This window comes from Alphaproteobacteria bacterium SS10, from assembly GCA_019192455.1.
In the GTDB taxonomy this organism is placed as follows: Bacteria; Pseudomonadota; Alphaproteobacteria; order TMED2; family TMED2; genus TMED2.
The window spans coordinates 925,403-944,089 of the sequence record JAHCML010000003.1 but is presented as its reverse complement, the minus strand read 5'-3'; the positions used below and the strand labels follow the sequence as shown (position 1 = coordinate 944,089).

Annotated in this window: 16 protein-coding genes; 10 read left to right on the top strand and 6 right to left on the bottom strand. The window is 58.9% G+C overall.

From position 1 onward, the window contains the following. Positions 1–8: 8 nt before the first annotated feature. The 3 genes from KI792_04730 to gatC are packed head-to-tail and all read right to left on the bottom strand — an operon-like array spanning position 9 to position 2,064. A complete protein-coding gene (locus KI792_04730; GenBank protein ID MBV6632325.1) occupies positions 9–239 on the bottom strand; it encodes a hypothetical protein in 231 nt (76 codons plus the stop codon). A 46-nt stretch (positions 240–285) separates the two neighbouring features. Next, positions 286–1,770, bottom strand: coding sequence for an Asp-tRNA(Asn)/Glu-tRNA(Gln) amidotransferase subunit GatA (gatA, locus tag KI792_04725; protein MBV6632324.1), 1,485 nt, complete (start codon positions 1,768–1,770; stop codon positions 286–288). Positions 1,771–1,776: 6 nt separating this feature from the next. Then, the gene (gene gatC, locus KI792_04720; protein ID MBV6632323.1) at positions 1,777–2,064 is read right to left on the bottom strand and encodes an Asp-tRNA(Asn)/Glu-tRNA(Gln) amidotransferase subunit GatC; all 288 of its coding nucleotides are present in this window, start codon (positions 2,062–2,064) and stop codon (positions 1,777–1,779) included. Positions 2,065–2,234: 170 nt separating this feature from the next. On the opposite strand from gatC, the gene ruvX reads away from it, so the two are divergent. The 9 genes from ruvX (at position 2,235) to rpmG (ending at position 14,192) form a co-directional block, all read left to right on the top strand. Next, entirely contained in the window at positions 2,235–2,735 is a 501-nt protein-coding gene (gene ruvX / locus KI792_04715) for a Holliday junction resolvase RuvX (protein ID MBV6632322.1), read from the top strand. A gap of 174 nt (positions 2,736–2,909) precedes the next feature. Beyond that, positions 2,910–3,905 (top strand): aspartate carbamoyltransferase catalytic subunit, encoded by a 996-nt coding sequence (locus tag KI792_04710; protein MBV6632321.1) that lies wholly within the window; start codon positions 2,910–2,912, stop codon positions 3,903–3,905. Positions 3,906–3,908: 3 nt separating this feature from the next. Continuing rightward, on the top strand, positions 3,909–5,231 hold the full coding sequence (pyrC, locus tag KI792_04705; protein ID MBV6632320.1) for a dihydroorotase: 1,323 nt from the start codon (positions 3,909–3,911) through the stop codon (positions 5,229–5,231). A 24-nt stretch (positions 5,232–5,255) separates the two neighbouring features. Next, a complete protein-coding gene (gene plsY, locus KI792_04700) occupies positions 5,256–5,927 on the top strand; it encodes a glycerol-3-phosphate 1-O-acyltransferase PlsY (protein ID MBV6632319.1) in 672 nt (223 codons plus the stop codon). Continuing rightward, a complete protein-coding gene (dprA, locus tag KI792_04695; GenBank protein MBV6632318.1) occupies positions 5,924–7,114 on the top strand; it encodes a DNA-processing protein DprA in 1,191 nt (396 codons plus the stop codon). The genes plsY and dprA overlap by 4 nt, the downstream gene beginning before the upstream one ends. Positions 7,115–7,164: 50 nt before the next feature. Further along, positions 7,165–9,867: a type I DNA topoisomerase gene (gene topA / locus KI792_04690; GenBank protein ID MBV6632317.1), complete on the top strand. Its 2,703-nt coding sequence runs from the start codon at positions 7,165–7,167 to the stop codon at positions 9,865–9,867. A 4-nt stretch (positions 9,868–9,871) separates the two neighbouring features. Continuing rightward, entirely contained in the window at positions 9,872–12,013 is a 2,142-nt protein-coding gene (gene rnr, locus KI792_04685) for a ribonuclease R (GenBank protein MBV6632316.1), read from the top strand. A gap of 191 nt (positions 12,014–12,204) precedes the next feature. Then, positions 12,205–13,896 carry a PDZ domain-containing protein gene (locus KI792_04680; GenBank protein MBV6632315.1) on the top strand — a complete coding sequence of 564 codons (1,692 nt, stop codon included), beginning with the start codon at positions 12,205–12,207 and terminating at the stop codon, positions 13,894–13,896. A 128-nt stretch (positions 13,897–14,024) separates the two neighbouring features. After that, a complete protein-coding gene (gene rpmG / locus KI792_04675) occupies positions 14,025–14,192 on the top strand; it encodes a 50S ribosomal protein L33 (protein MBV6632314.1) in 168 nt (55 codons plus the stop codon). Positions 14,193–14,275: 83 nt separating this feature from the next. Here the strand turns inward: rpmG and KI792_04670 are convergent, their stop codons facing one another. Together KI792_04670 and KI792_04665 are read right to left on the bottom strand one after the other, a co-directional pair. After that, positions 14,276–15,769, bottom strand: a complete 1,494-nt coding sequence (locus tag KI792_04670) for a PleD family two-component system response regulator (GenBank protein ID MBV6632313.1) — start codon at positions 15,767–15,769, stop codon at positions 14,276–14,278. A gap of 105 nt (positions 15,770–15,874) precedes the next feature. Then, positions 15,875–16,240 (bottom strand): response regulator, encoded by a 366-nt coding sequence (locus KI792_04665; protein ID MBV6632312.1) that lies wholly within the window; start codon positions 16,238–16,240, stop codon positions 15,875–15,877. A gap of 197 nt (positions 16,241–16,437) precedes the next feature. Here KI792_04665 and KI792_04660 point away from each other — a divergent pair, with 197 nt between their 5' ends. Beyond that, positions 16,438–17,772, top strand: a complete 1,335-nt coding sequence (locus KI792_04660; protein MBV6632311.1) for a DNA polymerase IV — start codon at positions 16,438–16,440, stop codon at positions 17,770–17,772. A 3-nt stretch (positions 17,773–17,775) separates the two neighbouring features. Here KI792_04660 and KI792_04655 read toward each other — a convergent pair whose 3' ends face one another. Next, positions 17,776–18,645, bottom strand: a complete 870-nt coding sequence (locus KI792_04655) for a cell envelope integrity EipB family protein (GenBank protein ID MBV6632310.1) — start codon at positions 18,643–18,645, stop codon at positions 17,776–17,778. Positions 18,646–18,687: the final 42 nt, after the last annotated feature.

Genomic DNA, 18,687 nt, shown 5'->3' with positions numbered 1-18,687 from the left:
TCAGCTGGTTAGTTCTTATTGGCCGCTGGCGGAACGGAGGCGAGTGCACCTTCCGGGTCCTTGCCATTGACCTCAACGATCAGGATGACGGCGACATCGCCATTCTCCAGCTCGAACTTGTCGATCTGCATGATCTCATGCACGCCAAGATCGGCATCATCCTGGTAGTCCAGGGCAACTGCCACATCGGCATCCGGCTCGAGGCGGTTTAACACCTCTTGTAGCTCTTGAACCTTCATGCCCTACCCTTCCTTAACCTTAGTCGAAATCCCAAAGCTGGCCGCGTTACGCCGCCATCAGTCCGTTTGGCACCGCATCAATCCCGGCGGCACTTTCCAGCACACCAGCAACGCGGAACACGGTTTCTTCATCAAATGGGCGGCCAATCAGCTGCAAGCCGAGCGGTAGGCCATCCTTATTCATCATTGCCGGCACTGAGATACCGGGCAGACCAGCGAGCGAGGCCGGCACGGTGAACACATCATTCAGGTACATCGCCACCGGGTCATCGGCATTCTCGCCCACGGCAAAGGCCGCACTTGGCGCGGTTGGGGTCAGCAGCACATCAACCTTGTTGAACGCTTCCTGGAAGTCCTTCGCGATCAGTGCACGAACCCGTTGTGCCTTGATGTAGTAGGCGTCGTAGTAACCAGCTGACAGCACATAGGTGCCGATCAGGATCCGGCGCTTCACCTCATCACCGAAGCCAGCGGCACGGCTTTTTGCGTACATGTCGTTGAGGTCTTCACCCTCAACCCGCAGGCCGTAACGAACGCCGTCATAACGCGCCAAGTTGGATGAGCATTCAGCCGGTGCCACGATGTAATAGGTCGGCAGCGCATAGGAGGTGTGGGGCAGTTCCACATCCACAACCTCAGCGCCCTCGCCTTTCAGCCAGTCGACGCCCTGCTGCCACATGGCCTCAATCTCGGCATCCATGCCCTCAACACGGTACTGCTTTGGAATACCGACCTTCAGGCCGCGGATGTCTCCGGTCAGTGCAGCTTCGTAGTTTGGCACCGGGCGATTAACGCTGGTGGAGTCCTTAGGATCATAACCAGCCATTGAGCCAAGCATGATCGCTGCATCTTGAACGGTGCGGGTCATTGGCCCGGCCTGATCCAGTGAGGAGGCAAAGGCGACAATGCCCCAGCGCGAGCAACGGCCATAGGTTGGCTTACACCCGACAATGCCGGTGAAGGCTGCGGGCTGGCGGATTGAACCACCGGTATCCGTACCGGTCGCGGCCAGTGCGGCGCGCGCAGCAACGGCGGAGGCTGAACCACCGGAGGAGCCACCAGGCACCAGCGGACGGTTCTCACCCGGGCGCTGCCACGGGCTTTTCACTGGGCCGTAATGGCTCGTGATGTTGGCCGAGCCCATGGCGAACTCGTCCAGGTTAAGCTTACCCAACATAACGGCACCATCGCGCCATAGCTGGCTTGTCACCGTGCTCTCATACTCAGGCTTAAAGCCTTTCAAGATCGCGCTACCGGCGGTGGTTTGCACACCCTTGGTGCAGAACAAATCCTTAATGCCGAGCGGCAGCCCCTCAAGTGGACGCCCCTCACCCTTGGCAAGGCGCTCATCACTAGCCTTGGCGCCTTCCATGGCCATCTCTGGTGTTTCGACCAGATAGGCATTGCTGTCGCGCACGCTCTCAACGGCGGCGACATGGGCCTCGGTAATCTCAGAAGCGGTGAAATCCTTGTTGCGCAGGCCGTCGCGGGCGCCAGCAAGGGTCAGCTTGGTCAGTTCAGATCCAGACATGGTCGCTTACTCCACCACCTTCGGCACAACATAGAAGCCTTCAACAGCCTCAGGCGCATTGGCCAGCACGGCCTCACGAGCATCGCCGTCATTGACCACATCTTCACGCTGCGGCGCTTCCATGGCGACAACCGACGTCATGGGCTCAACCCCATCGGTGTCAACCTCGGCAAGCTGCTCAACAAATTTGAGGATGTTGCCTAACTCATCGGCCATGGGTGCCAGTTTCTCTTCTGGCACGTCGATGCGGGCAAGGCGCGCAATCCGCGCCACGGTGTTTTGATCGATGCTCATGGTTCTTCAACGTGGGCTGTTCAAACGCTTCAAGCTAAGGCTGGGGAACAGGCGCTGACCGCGTTTCCGCGAATTCAACGTCGTCGACGCAACGGCCCTGTGGTAGACAGCGCCCGCCACTATTTCAAGCGCTCACTACACCCAAACCGGCGAATGCCGTTTTTTTAGCCATGCCCGTCCTCGAACTAGGCGATTTCGCCACTATCATCCGCCCCGGTAAATCCATTCTGGCCCTCGATCTGGGCGAAAAGACCATCGGCGTCGCCGCCGCCGACCGTGGATTAAGCCTAAGCTCCCCTGTTGAGACGATTCAGCGGCGCAAGCTGGCGGCAGACCTAAAGCGCCTCAGCGAGATCTGGCATGACCGTCAGGCTCAAGGCTTTGTGGTTGGCCTGCCGCTCAATATGGATGGCAGCAAGGGCCCACGGGTGCAGGCGACCAACAGCTTCATCGGCGAGTTACGCAAAGCAGCGGCGGCCGACACCAAGCTTTTCGGTCAAGAGGACCCGCCAATCACCATGTGGGATGAACGGCTATCAACCAGTGCGGTCGACAAGTTCTTAATCGGCGAGGCGGATTTAAGCCGTGCCAAGCGGGCAGCCGTTGTTGATGCCATGGCGGCGAGCCACATCCTGCAAGGTGCCTTGGACGCAATCCGGAATATCGGCTGACCGGAACCGCTGCATCCTTTCCCTATTCACTTTCACCGGCAAACCTTCTAGGTTGCGCGCTTAGCCGACAATTTGCTGGGCGCGGAGACCCCTCGCCCGATTTTAGGGAACGAGCCGATGCCGAGCGCCCGATCTACGCCTGCGCCGAAAAAGGAAGCGCCAGAACAGCAGAACATGGCGTTTTCAATGCCAGAATTTGGTCACAGGCACATTCTGGGCATCGCGGGCATGCCGCCCTACGACATCACCACCATCCTCGATAAGGCCGATGAATATGTTGAGCTGAACCGGGAGGCATCGGGCAAATCCGACCTGCTAGCCGGCCGCACGGTGATCAACCTGTTCTTTGAGAACTCAACCCGCACGCTCACCAGCTTTGAGCTGGCCGCTAAGCGGCTTGGCGCTGACACCATCAACATGACGGTGGCCACCAGCTCGGTAAAGAAGGGTGAGACGCTGATTGATACAGCGATGACCCTGAACGCCATGCACCCGGACTTCCTGGTCGTGCGACATCAAGAATCAGGTGCGGTCGAACTACTTTCTCAGAAGGTGAACTGCGCCGTCCTAAACGGCGGTGACGGTGCCCATGAGCATCCGACCCAGGCCCTGCTGGACGCCCTCACCATCCGGCGTCGGCTGGGTAAGATTGAGGGTCTAACAGTCGCGATCTGTGGGGACATTGCCCATAGCCGGGTAGCCCGCTCAAACATCCACCTGCTGAGCGCCATGGGTGCCCAGGTTCGGGTGATTGCCCCGCCAACCCTGCTGCCCAGCGGGATCGAGGAGATGGGCTGCACCGCCTATACCGACATGCGCGAAGGCCTCAAGGATGCAGACATCGTCATGATGCTGCGCCTGCAGATGGAGCGGATGCAGGGCCAGTTCGTCCCCTCTATCCGGGAGTATTACCACTTCTATGGCCTGACCTATGAAAAGCTGGGCGTGGCGAAGCCAGAAGCACTGGTCATGCACCCCGGCCCAATGAATAGAGGCGTTGAGATCGGCTCGGAGCTGGCCGATGACATCAACCGGTCGGCCATTCTGGATCAGGTTGAGCTAGGCGTCGCGGTGCGGATGGCCTGCCTCGACCTGCTGCATAATGTTTGGCAGCGCGAAGAGCACTCAAAGGGCAAGCCCGACGGTGACGCAACCGGGACGGAGGGCTGATCAATGAAGACAACCATCGTCAAAAACGTTCGGATCATCGATCCCGCCACCAACACGGATCTTGCGCCGGAGAAGGACAGCGGCCTGATCGCCAAGAACGGCATGATCACAGCTGTTGGTAAAGGTGCCCTCAAGGACATTAAGGAAGACGGCGCCGTCGTGATTGATGGCGCCGGCCTAATTCTCGCCCCCGGCCTCGTCGATATGCGGGTAACCGTTGGCGAACCCGGCATGGCGCATAAGGAAACCCTGGCCACCGGCTCTGCGGCTGCGGCCGCCGGCGGGGTGACCAGCATGGTCTGCCTACCCACCACCGATCCGGTGATTGAGGATGTGGCAGGGCTTGAGTTTATTGCCCGAAAAGCCCGGGAAATCCGGGGCACCAAATTCTATGCCTATGCCGCCGCCACCAAGGGGCTGGGCGGTAAGGACCTGACCGAATACGGCCTGCTGGCAGAGGCTGGCGCCCTAGCCTTCACCGACGGTGCGAAGGCCATTGGTGATGCCGCCGTGATGCGTCGGGCGCTCAGCTATGCCGCGCAGTTCAATCGGTTAATCATCCAGCACCCGGAAGAACCTTCACTGGCTGGCAGTGGCCATATGAATGGCGGTGAAACGGCGACCCGGCTAGGGCTTAAAGGTATACCGCGCCTCGCCGAGGTGATGATGATTGAGCGTGATTTGCGCCTGGTTGAGATGACAGGCGCGCGTTACCACGCTGGCCACATCTCGACCGCCCAGTCAGTTGAGGCGATCCGCCAGGCCAAGGCACGTGGCCTGCCCGTCTCCTGCGATACCGCTCCGCATTACTTTGCCCTGTCCGAGTTTGATGTCGGCGACTACCGCACCTTTGCCAAGGTGTCCCCACCGCTCCGCACGGATGAGGACCGGGAAGCGATCATCGACGGCATCGCCGATGGCACCATTGATGCGATCGCATCCGACCATATGCCTGAGGATCAAGACAGTAAGCGCCAGCCCTTTGCCCAGGCCGCCATCGGGGTGATTGGTGTTGAGACAATGCTGCCGATTGCCCTAGAGCTTGTGCATAAAGAGCGGATCGATCTGATCCCCTTGATTGCCGCGATGACCAGCCGCCCGGCTGATCTGCTTGGCCTGCCCGCTGGTCGCCTCGCCGTCGGCAGTGCCGCCGACTTTATCCTGATTGATCACCAGCGAGCCTGGAAGATTGAAGCACAACAGCTTAAGTCCAAGGCCAAGAACTCAGCCTTCGATAAACGCCCGGTTCAAGGGTGGGTTGAGCGCACGGTGATCGATGGCCGCACGGTTTATGAGCGCGCCACCGACCTCCGCGCCGTTGCTTAATGTCTATGTCACTAGGTTTTTCTGATGTTTGATCCGGTCTCTTGGAGCTTTGCCTGGCCCTATTTCCTGGCCGCCATTGCCGGTGGTTATGTCGTCGGGTCCATCCCGTTTGGGATTATTCTGACCAAGCTGGCGGGTGGCCCCGACCTCCGCAGCATTGGCTCTGGCAATATCGGGGCGACCAATGTTCTGCGCACCGGCAATAAGGGCCTGGCCGCTCTCACCCTTCTGCTGGATGCCGCGAAGGGCGCCGTCATGGTGTTGGCCGTTGGCCACTTCTTTGGCCCCGATCCCATGGGTTGGTTGGCTGGCTTTGGCGCCTTCTTAGGTCACCTCTTCCCAATCTGGCTCAAGTTCCGAGGTGGCAAGGGCGTTGCCACATCCCTTGGCGTCCTGTTTGCGATCAGCCCAGCGGTGGGCGCCATGACCGCCGCAACCTGGCTCGTGACCGCAGCAATCTTCCGCTATTCATCCCTTTCCGCCCTGGTGGCCCTTGCCGCCGCACCGGGTTTTGCCTTCTGGATCTTGGGCATCCAGGGCCTGAAGTTTGTCGGCATCATCGCCATCATCTCTTGGCTAAAGCATGCCGGAAACATCCAGCGGCTGATCAAGGGTGAAGAGAGCAAGATCAAGCTCCGCTCCACTGCATCAGCAGAGGAAGCCGCAACCACAGAAGCTGGCGATAATCCGGCATGAGCGACCAACCATCCGGCCCAATCAGTGACGAGGAACGCCATGCTTGGCTAACCCTGGCACGGACGGATGGTTTGAGTGCTGGCCTTTTAGATGAGTTGCTAGACCACTTTGGATCAGCAGCGGCGGTGGTTGAGGCCCTACCTGACCTACCCAGCCGGGGACGGAAGCGCCCCAAGCTGCCAAACCCGCGCGATCTGGACAAAGAGATACGGGCCGTTGCGGATGCTGGTGGCCGCATCATTGTGCGCGGTGAGCCTGCTTACCCTGAACTATTGCGCCAGATTGGCGATGCGCCGCCGGTCATTACCGTGCTGGGCAATCCTGAACTCCTACTAAAGCCATCGATTGCCATCGTTGGATCGCGCAATGCCTCAGTTCACGGTCAACGCTTTGCCGCCGAGATCGGCGCCGATTTGGGCGCTGCCGGGCTGACCGTGGTCTCTGGCCTAGCGCGTGGCATCGACGGCAAGGCCCATGAGGCAAGCCTGAAAACCGGCACTGTTGCTGTTCTGGCGGGCGGTGCCGATGTCATCTACCCGCAGCAGCATCGCGACCTTTATCACCAAATCGCCGAGACTGGTGCCGTGGTCAGTGAACGGCCCTGGGGTGCTGAGCCATTGGCCAAGATGTTCCCGCGTCGAAACCGGATTATCGCCGGTCTATCGCTTGGCGTTGTGGTGATTGAAGCGGCCAAACGTTCTGGCACCCTAATCACAGCGACCAGGGCGGTTGAACAAAACCGCGAGGTCTTCGCCGTGCCTGGCTTCCCCGCCGACCCACGCAGTGCCGGCACCAATCATTTAATCAAGCAGGGTGCGGTCCTGACTGAGACGGTGGAGGATGTCTTGAACGTCATCCGCCCAATCCTAAATGCCCCACCCGTAGGCTTTGCCGAGGCGAGCACGGCCAAGAGAACCAATATCGATCAGGCACAGATCAGCGCCCTGCGTGATACCGCTGACCGGGCTGAGGACGCCCTGGCCGACCCTGTTAGTTTGGTTGATGAAAATTCCCCCCAGGATACCGCCTCAAAACTGCTTGAGGCGCTCACTGATACACCGACAGCAGTTGACGACTTGATTCGCGTCTGCAATTTGTCTGCACAAGTGGTGACGGTCGCGCTGGTCGAATTAGAGCTCGCCGGTCAAATCACCCGATACCCAGGAAACCGCGTGTCACGGGCCTAAAACAGCCCTAAACAGGCCCACCCAACACCTTACGAAAAGCGTCTCGCCCTATGTCCGCTTCAAATCTCGTCATCGTGGAATCGCCCGCTAAGGCCAAGACGATCGAGAAGTATCTGGGTGGTGACTACAAAGTTTTGGCCTCATACGGCCATGTGCGCGATCTGCCGCCAAAAGACGGCTCGGTCCGTCCCGATGATGACTTTGATATGGATTGGGAGCTGGGCGACCGCGCTGGCAAAACCATCAAGGACATCAGCACCGCGATGAAGGGGGCCAAGCGCCTCTACCTGGCGACTGACCCCGACCGTGAAGGGGAAGCCATCTCTTGGCATGTGGAGGAAGTCCTTCGGCAGAAAAAACTGCTGGACGATAAGGAAGTCCACCGCATCACCTTTAACGAGATCACCAAGAAGGCGGTGCAATACGCCATCGAGCACCCGCGCGAGATTGATGACGCGCTGGTTCAGGCCTATCTCGCCCGCCGGGCCCTCGACTATCTGGTCGGCTTTACCCTCTCACCAGTTCTTTGGCGGAAACTGCCCGGCTCTCGCTCCGCGGGCCGGGTGCAATCTGTTGCCCTGCGCCTGATTTGTGAGCGTGAGGCTGAGATTGAGATCTTCAAGGCCCAGGAATACTGGTCGATCGAGGTCGATTTTGTGACCGATAAGGGAGAGGCGTTCACCGCCCGCCTAACCCATGCCGATGGTAAGAAGCTAGATAAGCTCAGCATTGGTAGCGAGGCCGAGGCGACCGCCCTCGCCCAGCGGATCACCGACAGCCTGTTCAACGTCCGTGACATTGAGAAAAAGCAGACCAAACGGAACCCGTTTGCGCCCTTTACCACCTCGACCCTGCAGCAAGAGGCGTCGCGAAAGCTTGGCCTAGGCGCCAGCCAGACCATGCGGCTTGCCCAGCAGCTCTATGAAGGTGTTGATATCGGCGGCGAAACCGTTGGTTTAATTACATATATGCGGACCGATGGCATCCAGCTGAGCCAGGATGCCATCACGCAATCACGCGCCCTGATCGGCCAGGATTACGGCGATAGATACGTACCCGACAGCCCGCGGATTTATAAGTCCAAGCAGAAGAATGCACAGGAAGCGCACGAAGCAATTCGGCCAACTGATTTGAGCCGTCGCCCAGGCCAGATGTCGGCTTATCTGAACAAAGAGCAGCTGCGCCTCTATGACCTAATCTGGAAGCGCACCATGGCGAGCCAGATGTCATCTGCCGTTCTCGATCAAGCTGCCGTCGACCTCGACAACGCGGATAAGTCGATCACGCTCCGCGCCACCGGTTCTATCGTTGCCTTTGACGGGTTTCTGACCCTGTATCAGGAGAGCAAGGATGATGAGGAAGACGAGCAAAGCCGCCGCCTGCCCGCCCTTGTTAAAGGCGATGAGCCCAAACGCAACGCGGTGAAGCCAGACCAACACTTCACCCAACCGCCGCCCCGTTACACCGAGGCGAGCCTGGTGAAGAAGCTTGAGGAGCTGGGCATTGGCCGCCCCTCAACCTATGCCAGCATTCTGCAAGTATTGCAGGACCGGGATTATGTGAAGCTGGATAAGCGGCGTTTTGAGCCTGAAGATCGGGGCCGAATGGTCACCGCCTTCCTCTCCAACTTCTTCGAACGCTATGTGGAGTACGACTTCACCGCTGGGTTGGAAGAACAGCTGGATGATATCTCCGGCGGCCGTGCGGTCTGGAAAGAGGTACTGCGCCGGTTCTGGGACGACTTCTCCAACGCGGTTGCGAACACCCAGGACCTTAAGATCAGTGACGTCATTGATGTGCTGGACGAAAACCTAGGCCCGCACTTCTTCCCCGAGCGGAAGGATGGCACCGACAGCCGTGTCTGCCCGGCCTGTAACGAGGGACGACTAAGCCTGAAGTTGGGCCGGACCGGCGGCTTTATCGGCTGCAGCCGCTATCCCGATTGTAAGTACACGGCGGCCCTCGCAGTTCAGGATGAGACGTCGAAAGAAGGCGTTGTTGAGGGTGGTGAGAAACTACTGGGCGAAGACCCGGAAACCGGCCTGCCAGTAACCCTGCGCCAGGGCCCATACGGCGTTTACGTGCAGCTTGGCCCAAAGCCGGAAGACGTAGCCGAAGCGGCTGCTGAAGAGGCCGCCAGGGAAGCTGAGGGTAAGAAGAAAAAGAAGAAGGCCGCAGGACCGAAACCGCCGCGCTCCTCCGTGCCGAAACAGATCCCATTGGGCAATGTAGATTTGGACCTGGCACTGAAGCTGCTGGCACTTCCCCGTGAGGTGGGCATTCACCCGGATACGGAGAAGATGATCTCGGCCGGTATTGGGCGCTACGGCCCCTATCTCCGGTTGGGTAGCACCTATCAGTCCCTACCGGATGATGAGACCGTGTTGACCATCGGGGTTAATCACGCGGTTGAGCTGATCTCAGAGAAGCTGAAGAAGAGCGGCGGTAAGCCCGCCGGCCTGATCCGCGAGCTGGGCAATCACCCAGAGGATGAGAAGCCGATAACGCTGAACAACGGTCGCTTTGGCCCCTATGTGAAGCACGGCAAGATCATGGCCTCACTGCTGAAGGCCGATAGCGCCGATGACATCACGCTTGAGCGGGCGGTTGAGCTGATCACGGCAAAGGCTGAGAAGCAGGCGGCAAAGGCTGGTGGCAAGACCACCAAGAAGGCCCCAGCCAAAAAGAAAACTACCGCTAAGAAGACAACGGCGAAAAAGAAGACAACGACCAGCACGAAGAAGAGCGCGTAAGCCGTTGTCCAAAAAACAACTTTCCCGAGTCGCGGTGCTGGAAATATCTGGCATCGACGATGATGGTGAGCCATTGGGCCGCCCGGTTAAATGGGAAGCCGACGAGCCGCCACCCGTTATCTATGTTGGTGAGAAATCACGGGATGGCAGCCGCGCTGCTAGCCTAGGCCGTGGCGACCGTGTTTTGGCTGAGCTAGAGCCCCAAGCCGACGGTTCCTATGAGGCCCGCGTGATGCGTCGCCTGCCTGCCATTACCGCCCGTAAAGTCATCGGGATTTATGAGATTGGCGATGAGGGTGGCCGCCTTCGCCCGACAGACAAGAAAGCCAAGTCGGACTTCACCGTTACCGCCAAGCACGCCAATGGCGCGCAACCCGGTAACCTTGTGCTGGCCGAGCCGGTCACCGGTGACAAACGCGGCAAACGCCGTCGCCTAGGCCTACCGGAAGCGCGAGTGCTTGAGGTTCTGGGCGATATGAATGCGCCCAAGGCCGTCAGCCTTATCGCGATTGCTACCCACGAAATCCCCGTCGACTTCCCTGATGAGGCGCTGGAGATTGCAGAAAACGCGGTGCCGCCTGCCGCCGATGATCCAAAGCGGGTCGATTTGCGCGCCCTGCCTCTGGTGACAATTGATGGCGCCGATGCCCGGGATTTCGATGATGCCGTCCATGCAGAACCCGATGATGACCCAAGCAACCCAGGCGGTTGGCGCCTGACGGTCGCGATTGCCGATGTCGCCCACTATGTGCGCAGCGGCTCTGCCCTGGATGAGGCGGCCAAGGAACGCGGCAACTCGGTCTATTTCCCTGACCGCGTTGTGCCGATGCTGCCAGAGCGGCTGTCGAATGACCTTTGCTCACTGCGCCCGGATGAGGATCGCCCCTGCATGGTCGCCAGAATGGTGATCAGCCGGGATGGTAACCTGCTGAAACATCGGTTTGAGCGTGCTTGGATGCGCTCTCACGCCCGCTTCACCTATGAGGAGATGCAAGCCGCGCGGGATGGTAAGCCGAGCGATCAGGCCACCGCGTTGATGGAGACGGTAATTGAGCCACTTCATGCCGCCTATACCGCGCTAAACCTGGCCCGGCAGGCCCGTGGCACACTGGATCTCGATATTCCCGAGCCCGTTATCCACTTCGATGACGCTGGACACTTAACGGATATCCGCCCGCGCCCCCGCTTAGACAGCCACCGATTGATCGAAGAGTTTATGATCACGGCCAATGTTGCGGCGGCCCAGGCGCTGGATAAGGCCCGACAGCCAGCGCTCTATCGCACCCATGACAATCCAGATCGCGACCGCATCTCAGGCCTTAGCGATATCCTAAAAGGCATGGATGTAACCCTGGCCAAGGGGCAAGTGATCCGTCCCAAACACCTGGCCGCCGTGTTAGACCAGGTCGTTGGTCATGATGATGAGCGGTTGATCCACCAGCTGATCCTGCGTGCCCAGGCACAGGCGCGGTATTCCGCCGGATGTGACGGACATTTTGGCCTGGCCCTTCGCCATTATGCGCATTTCACCAGCCCGATCCGGCGCTATGCCGACCTGATTGTCCACCGGGCGCTGATTGCCCTGAACGATCTGGGCGATGATGGGCTTACCGAGGCGGATGCCGTCGACCTCGACACCACGGCGGACCACATCTCTGGCACAGAGCGGAAGGCGATAGCCGCTGAACGCTCAGCCAATGACCGATATATGGCGCTGTTCCTGACAGAACGCCTGGGCCAACGGGCTACTGGTCGGATTAGTGGGGTTGGCAAATTTGGTGCCTTCGTCACCCTGGATGAGACCGGCGCCGATGGGTTGATCCCGATCCGCTCCCTCCCCGATGACTATTACATCGTGAATGAGCGGCGCCATGCCCTAACCGGTCGCCGTTGGGGTCGGGATTTCCGCATGGGCGCCCAGGTTGTGGTCACGGTACAGCATGCCGATCCCGTTACGGGCCTGATCGACCTTGCCCTGCATGAAGACAGCCCGGAAGAGTTCGCCGAAGCGCCGTCAGAGGGGCGGCGAAATGGGCCGCGCGGACGGAATGGCGGGCGGCCTGGCGGCTTCAAGAAGAGCGGTAAAGCCGGTCGCAGCAAGCCGAAGAAGCGGGGCAAGTCCGGGAAAGGCCCAAAACGGTCCTAACTGGGCAAAGCGGGCACACTTACCACCCGACGCAATGATCAGAGCGAATCGGGCTGACTTTTGAAGCGAATCGAAAGCGAATCGATGGTATAACGATTCGCATGCCAAGTGTTCTGACCTCTTTCGGCACTAGCCGATACCAGCCACCACTGAAAAACCCTACTGAACCAGCTGGTTCAGGGGACCGGTCAGTGAGTGATACGCTTGGCGCCATTCTTCGCCGCAGCTTCTCAATTGGCCGCCCTACTCTGGTGGCTGGACTGATCCTTGCGGCCTGTAGCACCACCGATACCCTGCCCAACTATCAGAGCGCGCAAAGCTATGACGGCGCCACCATGGTTGTGGCGACGCCGGAGGCCGCTGTTCTAAGCGCAGGCATCAGCCGCATTGCAGAGGTTTACTTCCGGCCGCTGAACCTTTCTGAGGTGACTGTTGAGGGTCTGAACGCGCTAAGTGAGTTTGATCCACGGCTCGACTTTTCGATCCAACAGGGTGTGCTCCGCATCGATCATGCCGGTCAGACGGCCAAAATCCTGGCGCTGCCAGAGGATCAACGCGCCGACAACTGGGCGCAGCTCGCCACTCTGGCGCTTGATGCCGCCCGAATTCAGTCAACGCAACTCGCCGCGGTTGAGCGTGAAGCCCTGCTTGAGGCCATGTTTACCGGGATGACCGCCCGGCTTGATCGCTTCTCCCGCTACGCGAGCGCCCGTAAAGGGTCCCGTGAACGCCATATCCGTGAGGGTTTTGGCGGTGTGGGTCTGGCCTTTGAGCATAGCGATGATGCCTTCGTCATTCGCAGCGTTTTCCCTGATGGTCCCGCCTATCATGCGGGTCTACAGGCCGGTGACCTGATCCGCAGCATTGATGGCCATTCAACCGCTTCCATGGACCTAACCCAGGTACGTGACCAACTTCGCGGTCGTGTTGGCAGCTTTGTCATGGTCGATGTTGAGCGTGATGGCGAACTGGTTGAGGATTTCAGCCTGCTGCGCGAGCGGGTGATCACCAATACCGTGATCGGCCGGATGGAAGACGGCATCGGTATCGTGACGATTGAGCGGTTCAATGCCGCCACCGAGGCCCATGTCCGCGCCGCCGTTTCTGTCATCCACCAACGTTTGGGCGACAACTTCCGGGGCCTAGTCCTCGACCTACGCGGCAATCCGGGCGGCCTGCTTGAACAAGCCGTCGCCGTCTCTGATCTGTTCATCAAGCGCGGTCGGATTATTCGTACCGCTGGCCGGCACCCAGAAAGCTTCCAAGACTTTGCCGCCGATACCCTGGACATCCTAGACGGTGCCCCGATGGTGGTGTTGGTCAATGGTGGCTCCGCCTCCGCCGCTGAGGTGGTTGCAGCCGCACTGCAGGAAACCGGCCGGGCCGTGGTCGTCGGCAGCGCCTCCTACGGTAAGGGTAGCGTTCAAACCGTAACCCGACTGCCTAATGATGGTGAGCTCTTCGTCACCTGGTCTGAGATTTTCACCCCTGATGGTCATGGCCTGCATGAGATTGGCATCCTGCCAAACATCTGCACCAGCCTTGGTGATTGGGAACAGGCGAAGCCAGCGCTGGAGACCCAAATCAGCAACCGGGCCAAGCCAACGCCAAGCATCTGGCGCAACCACATTAACCTGCAGGACCACGCCTCAATCGATTGGGGCACCATGGACCATGCGATGGTGGCGGAAATCGCCGCTGACGGTCGCAAGGATTGCCCACCATCCACCAAGGACACGGCGGATGACCAAGAGATTGCAAAGCTTCTGATCGGTAAGCCGGACCTGATCGCGCAGATCAGTGGTGACGCCAGCGTCTTCGCTGCCGCCTCCTCGTCCCCGATCTCGGCGTCTTTGGCCACCAGCCTCAACGATCTGCGCTAAAACGGACTGGGCCGTCCTACACCTGTTTTCTTGACTTCTTCCGGCGCAGCGCATAAATCACGCGCTCACCTGAATTTTGACGCCGCGTCCCAACCGTTGGGGCTGCATTCTGGCGAGAGGATTGAACGATGGCAAAAACCGCCACCATTCTGGTTAAACTGGTTAGCACCGAGGGCACCGGCTACTTCTATGTGGCTAAGAAGAACCCACGGCAAATGACCGAAAAGCTTGAGTTCCGGAAGTACGACCCGGTTGCTCGCAAGCACGTTCTCTTCAAAGAAGAGAAAATGAAGTAACGCTGGTTTCAAAAGCCAACGTGAAAAACCCCGCCGGCTTAGCCTTAGCGGGGTTTTTGTTTGTCTGAATTCTGGGATGCCGCCTATTCGGTCGCGGCCTTATCACTCTGCAGCGGGGTATCCGCGCCTGGGATTGGTGGCGGTGCCGTGGAGGTTGGCGGAGTAGAGCCGATTGCCGCTTCGTCCTCACGGGCCTTCTCAGGGTCTTCAACGGTGCAGACCCGGTTCCGGCCGCTACGCTTAGCAGTATAGAGCCCCTCATCCGCGCGCTTCAGCAGCTCCAGCGGGTTCTCATCCGGTGAGGTTGCGTAGGCGACCCCGATTGAGATCGTGACGTCCAGCGCCCCGACAGGACCCGAAACACGGAATGGCCGGTTCTCACAGCTTTTCCGAAGGCGTTCAGCCACCGCCATGGCAGTATCAAGCCCGCTATCCGGCAGGACCACAGCGAACTCCTCACCACCGATACGGGCGACAAGGTCAAAGCTACGGGCGCCGTTTGCAACCCGCTGTGCCAACTCCCGTAGCACCTCATCACCCACGGCGTGGCCATGGTTATCGTTCACCTGTTTGAAGTGATCGACGTCAAAGATAAGGGTTGAGAGCGGCTTCTTATTCTCAGCGATGCGATCCAGCAGGCGACGCAAGTGTGCCAGCAGATAACGGCGATTGAAGAGACCTGTGAGACTATCCGTCAGAGCGAGCGATAGGCTCTCCTCATAATTGAGGCGCAAACGCTCTTGATAGCGGCGGCGGCGAATCTGTGTCCGGCAACGGGCCAATAGCTCGTTCCGATCCATCGGCTTTAGGATGTAGTCATTAACCCCGATCTCTAGCCCCTTGGCACTACGCTCAAGGTCACTGTCATCGGCAATGGCTAGGATTGGCACATGGCGCGTACGCTCGTTTGAGCGGAGATGGGAGCAGAAGCGCAGCCCATCCTCATTCTCAAGGGCGAGCGAGACGACAACGAGGTCGAAATCTTCTTCCTGCAGGGCGGAGATGGCCTCCTCCCCCCGTTCAACGGCGCGCACATGATGGCGGTCCCGTTGTAGGGTCTCGTTGATCTTATCCCGATCAATGACGCTATCCTCAACCACCAGGACATAGCCCTCTTCGTAGGACTCTTCCTTGAGATTGGCATTGCCCATCAAAACGCCGAGCTGACCGGACGTGTTCTGACGCAGGCGCCATTCATCCATGGTCATCTTAAGGCGGACGAGCGAGCGAACGCGGGCGAACAACGCCACATCATTCACTGGCTTGGTTAGGAAATCATCGGCCCCAGCCTCAAGCCCGCGCACCCGGTCTGACGTATCAGACAGCGCAGTTACCATCACAATGGGGATGTGCATGGTCTGTGGGTCGGCCTTAATCCGCTCACAAACCTCAAAACCGTCCATGCCCGGCATCATGACATCGAGCAGCACGATATCGGGCGCTTCCTCGCGCACCTTATCGAGCGCTTCCTGCCCGTTAAACGCGGTGACCACGTCAAAATACTCACGCTGCAGCTTCGCAGCGAGCAGCTTCACATTGGGTAGAACGTCATCAACAACAAGTACGCGGGCGGTCATTCGAAAGCCAAATTGTCAGCGGGATCAACGGCCATAACCGGATCAAATCGGTTTCGGTCCCGGCAATCAATCCCAAACGGGCATTAATGTGAGGTTGAGTGTACCTTAGCCCAGATATTTGTGAACCGTTTCAATGATGTGAGCGACGGAAATCGGTTTAGCGATGTAGTCATCGCAACCAGCCTCCAGAATGCGTTGGGCATTTGCCCGTCCAGCCATAGCGGTAACGGCGATAACCGGCATGACCTTCCAATTGTCATTTGCCTTCAAACTGCGCACCAGATCACAGCCCGAACGGTCAGGCAGGCGGATATCAACCATCGCCATATCCGGCACTTCCCCCCGCACCTTCAACATGCGGAGTATCTCCTCAGCCATATCGGCATCATCGGCCTCAACACTTCGCCAGCCTTGAACTCTAATGATATCGCGCAGCAGGCGTTGATTGATCTTATTGTCCTCGACCACCATGATCAGCGGGACCTCAGGCAGGTATGGTGGCAGCTGGTGAGAGCTAACCGCCGGCCCAAAACCACTGGGATGCCCATGGCAAAGCGCGCCACGCAGGTGGCGAACCGCATCGGGATGGGCTGTTGGCAGACGCATAAGGTGATAAGAGCTAAGCCAAGATTATGACCAATCACGAATATAACGCGGATAAGCCTGCCATGGCCACGGCCAAGGCCGCATTATGTCGTGACTGCACGAAGGTTTTTGCCATCGCCGAGGGGCAAGTGCCCCCGAAAAGCTGCCCTGCCTGTGGTGGCAGACGGCTAATCCATCATGATGAGATTGCCGAATTGAGCATCGCCCATATCGACTGCGATGCCTTCTACGCTGCGATTGAGAAGCGGGACCGGCCAGAACTACGGGATAAACCGGTCATTATTGGCGGTGGTCAGCGGGGCGTGGTGGCAACCGCCTGTTATGTGGCGCGCATGTATGGGGTAAAGTCCGCCATGCCCATGTTCAAGGCGTTAAGGAACTGCCCTGACGCCGTGGTGATCAAACCGAATATGGAAAAGTACACCAAGGCCGGACGCGCCATCAGGGCCATGATGGAAGGTGTCTCGCCAATTGTGGAGCCACTCTCAATCGATGAGGCCTTCATCGATCTTACCGGCACAGAACGCCTGCACAAACGGACCCCAGCCGCCACCCTCGCCCAACTAGCCCTGGATATTGAAGCCACCCACGGGATCACGGTGTCCATTGGCCTAGCCCCCAACAAGTTCCTCGCCAAGATCGCATCAGAACTCGACAAACCGCGTGGCTTTAGCGTGATCGGGTTAGCGGAGGCTGAAGACTTCCTCGCCGATAAGCCTGTGAGCATCATCTGGGGCGTGGGTAAGAAGATGGCTGAGAAGCTGCATCGCGATGGCTTCAAAACCCTGCGCGACCTCCGCAACGCCCCAATGGGCAAGCTGGAGCAGCGCTATGGCAAGATGGGCAAGCGCCTGCATCAACTATCATGGGGCCGGGATGCCCGTGATGTCAGCCCGGAGCGGGCAACCAAAAGCGTTTCATCTGAAACAACGTTTAATGAGGATATCCGGGATCCGGCCGCCCTCGCCGGCGAGCTATGGCGGCTATGCGAAAGACTGGCGGACCGCCTGCGTGAGAAAGAGCTAGAGGGCCGCACCGTCGTCCTGAAACTCAAGACAGCGAGCTTCAAATTACGAACCCGCAGCCAAACCCTGCCGGTTGATATCAGAACTGCAGAAAGCCTTTATCAGGCAGCGCATCCTATGCTGTATCGCGAGGCTGATGGCACCGCCTTCAGACTGCTCGGCATTGGCCTGGACATCCCGGTTGAGGATGTTGATCAGCAAGCGCCACAGGATCTGCTGTTTGACGATCTGGACGCCGCCAACCCGGCCTTTGCGGCGGAGAGTGACCGGCGCAAGCTGGAAGATTTGATGCAGGGATTGCGGGATCGCATGGGTGCCGATGCGGTAATGAAGGGCCGCTCGCTTAAAGAAGGTGGGCGCGGGAAGAAATAGCGATCAGTTCGAGCAAGGCTCTAGCGTATCGATCGTCACCAACTCACCGGCCAGTGAGAAATCATCGTAGTCGATGGCCAGATCGCGAACGATCCCATTCTCGAGCAGGGTCACGGTCATCTCATAATTCGCTGAGGTGCTATCGCTATTGTCACCCTGCGTGTCGAAGAACGCCATGCGCACCGACCAGCCCGGCTCACGTAAGGCTGGGTTATCCTCTTCCGCCTCATCCAGCGCATCAACCCGCTTACCGATCACGGCATTCACAAGCACTGGCCCCTGATCATCAGAGCCATCGAACATGGTGGCGCCAAAGATTTTCCGGCCATCCTTGGCCGCCTCAAGCAGCTTAAAGGTGTGTTCCGACGGGAAAAGGAAACCGCGTGGAATGGCGATCTGCTTTTCCTCAGGACGGCTAAAATCAGCCTCACCTCGACCGCTGTTGGCTCGCTCTGCACTGCCGCGGTAAACCTTGTTCACCCGGCCATTGCTGAGGTTTTTGGAGGTGAAGGAGAATGTCTCCCCATCCTTCGCTTCCCAGGATGAATAGTCGCTGACGAACTTCTGGCCCGCCCCTTCAACATAAGCGTAGTCGAGTTGGAACTTCTGGGTCGTGGTCCACGCCTCACAGGCATCGCCCCACTCGAAGAACATCTCACCGCTAACCGAGCTGATCCGCTGCAGGTTACGAACCGCCGTCATCTTCAGCTGATAGATAGCCTTATGCGGCTGGAACAGATCGGCAATCCCCTCACCCGCCTGATTGCTAACCGGTGCCGCAATTGCACTGGCGCCAAAACCAAGGGCAAGCACTGCGACCACGGCTGAAAGTGGTTTAGAGGCAGATTTAAGGGTGGAGCGGTCTGTGAGCATGGGCAGTCCGTGGCAATTCCAATATAGGGGCTAACATCCCCA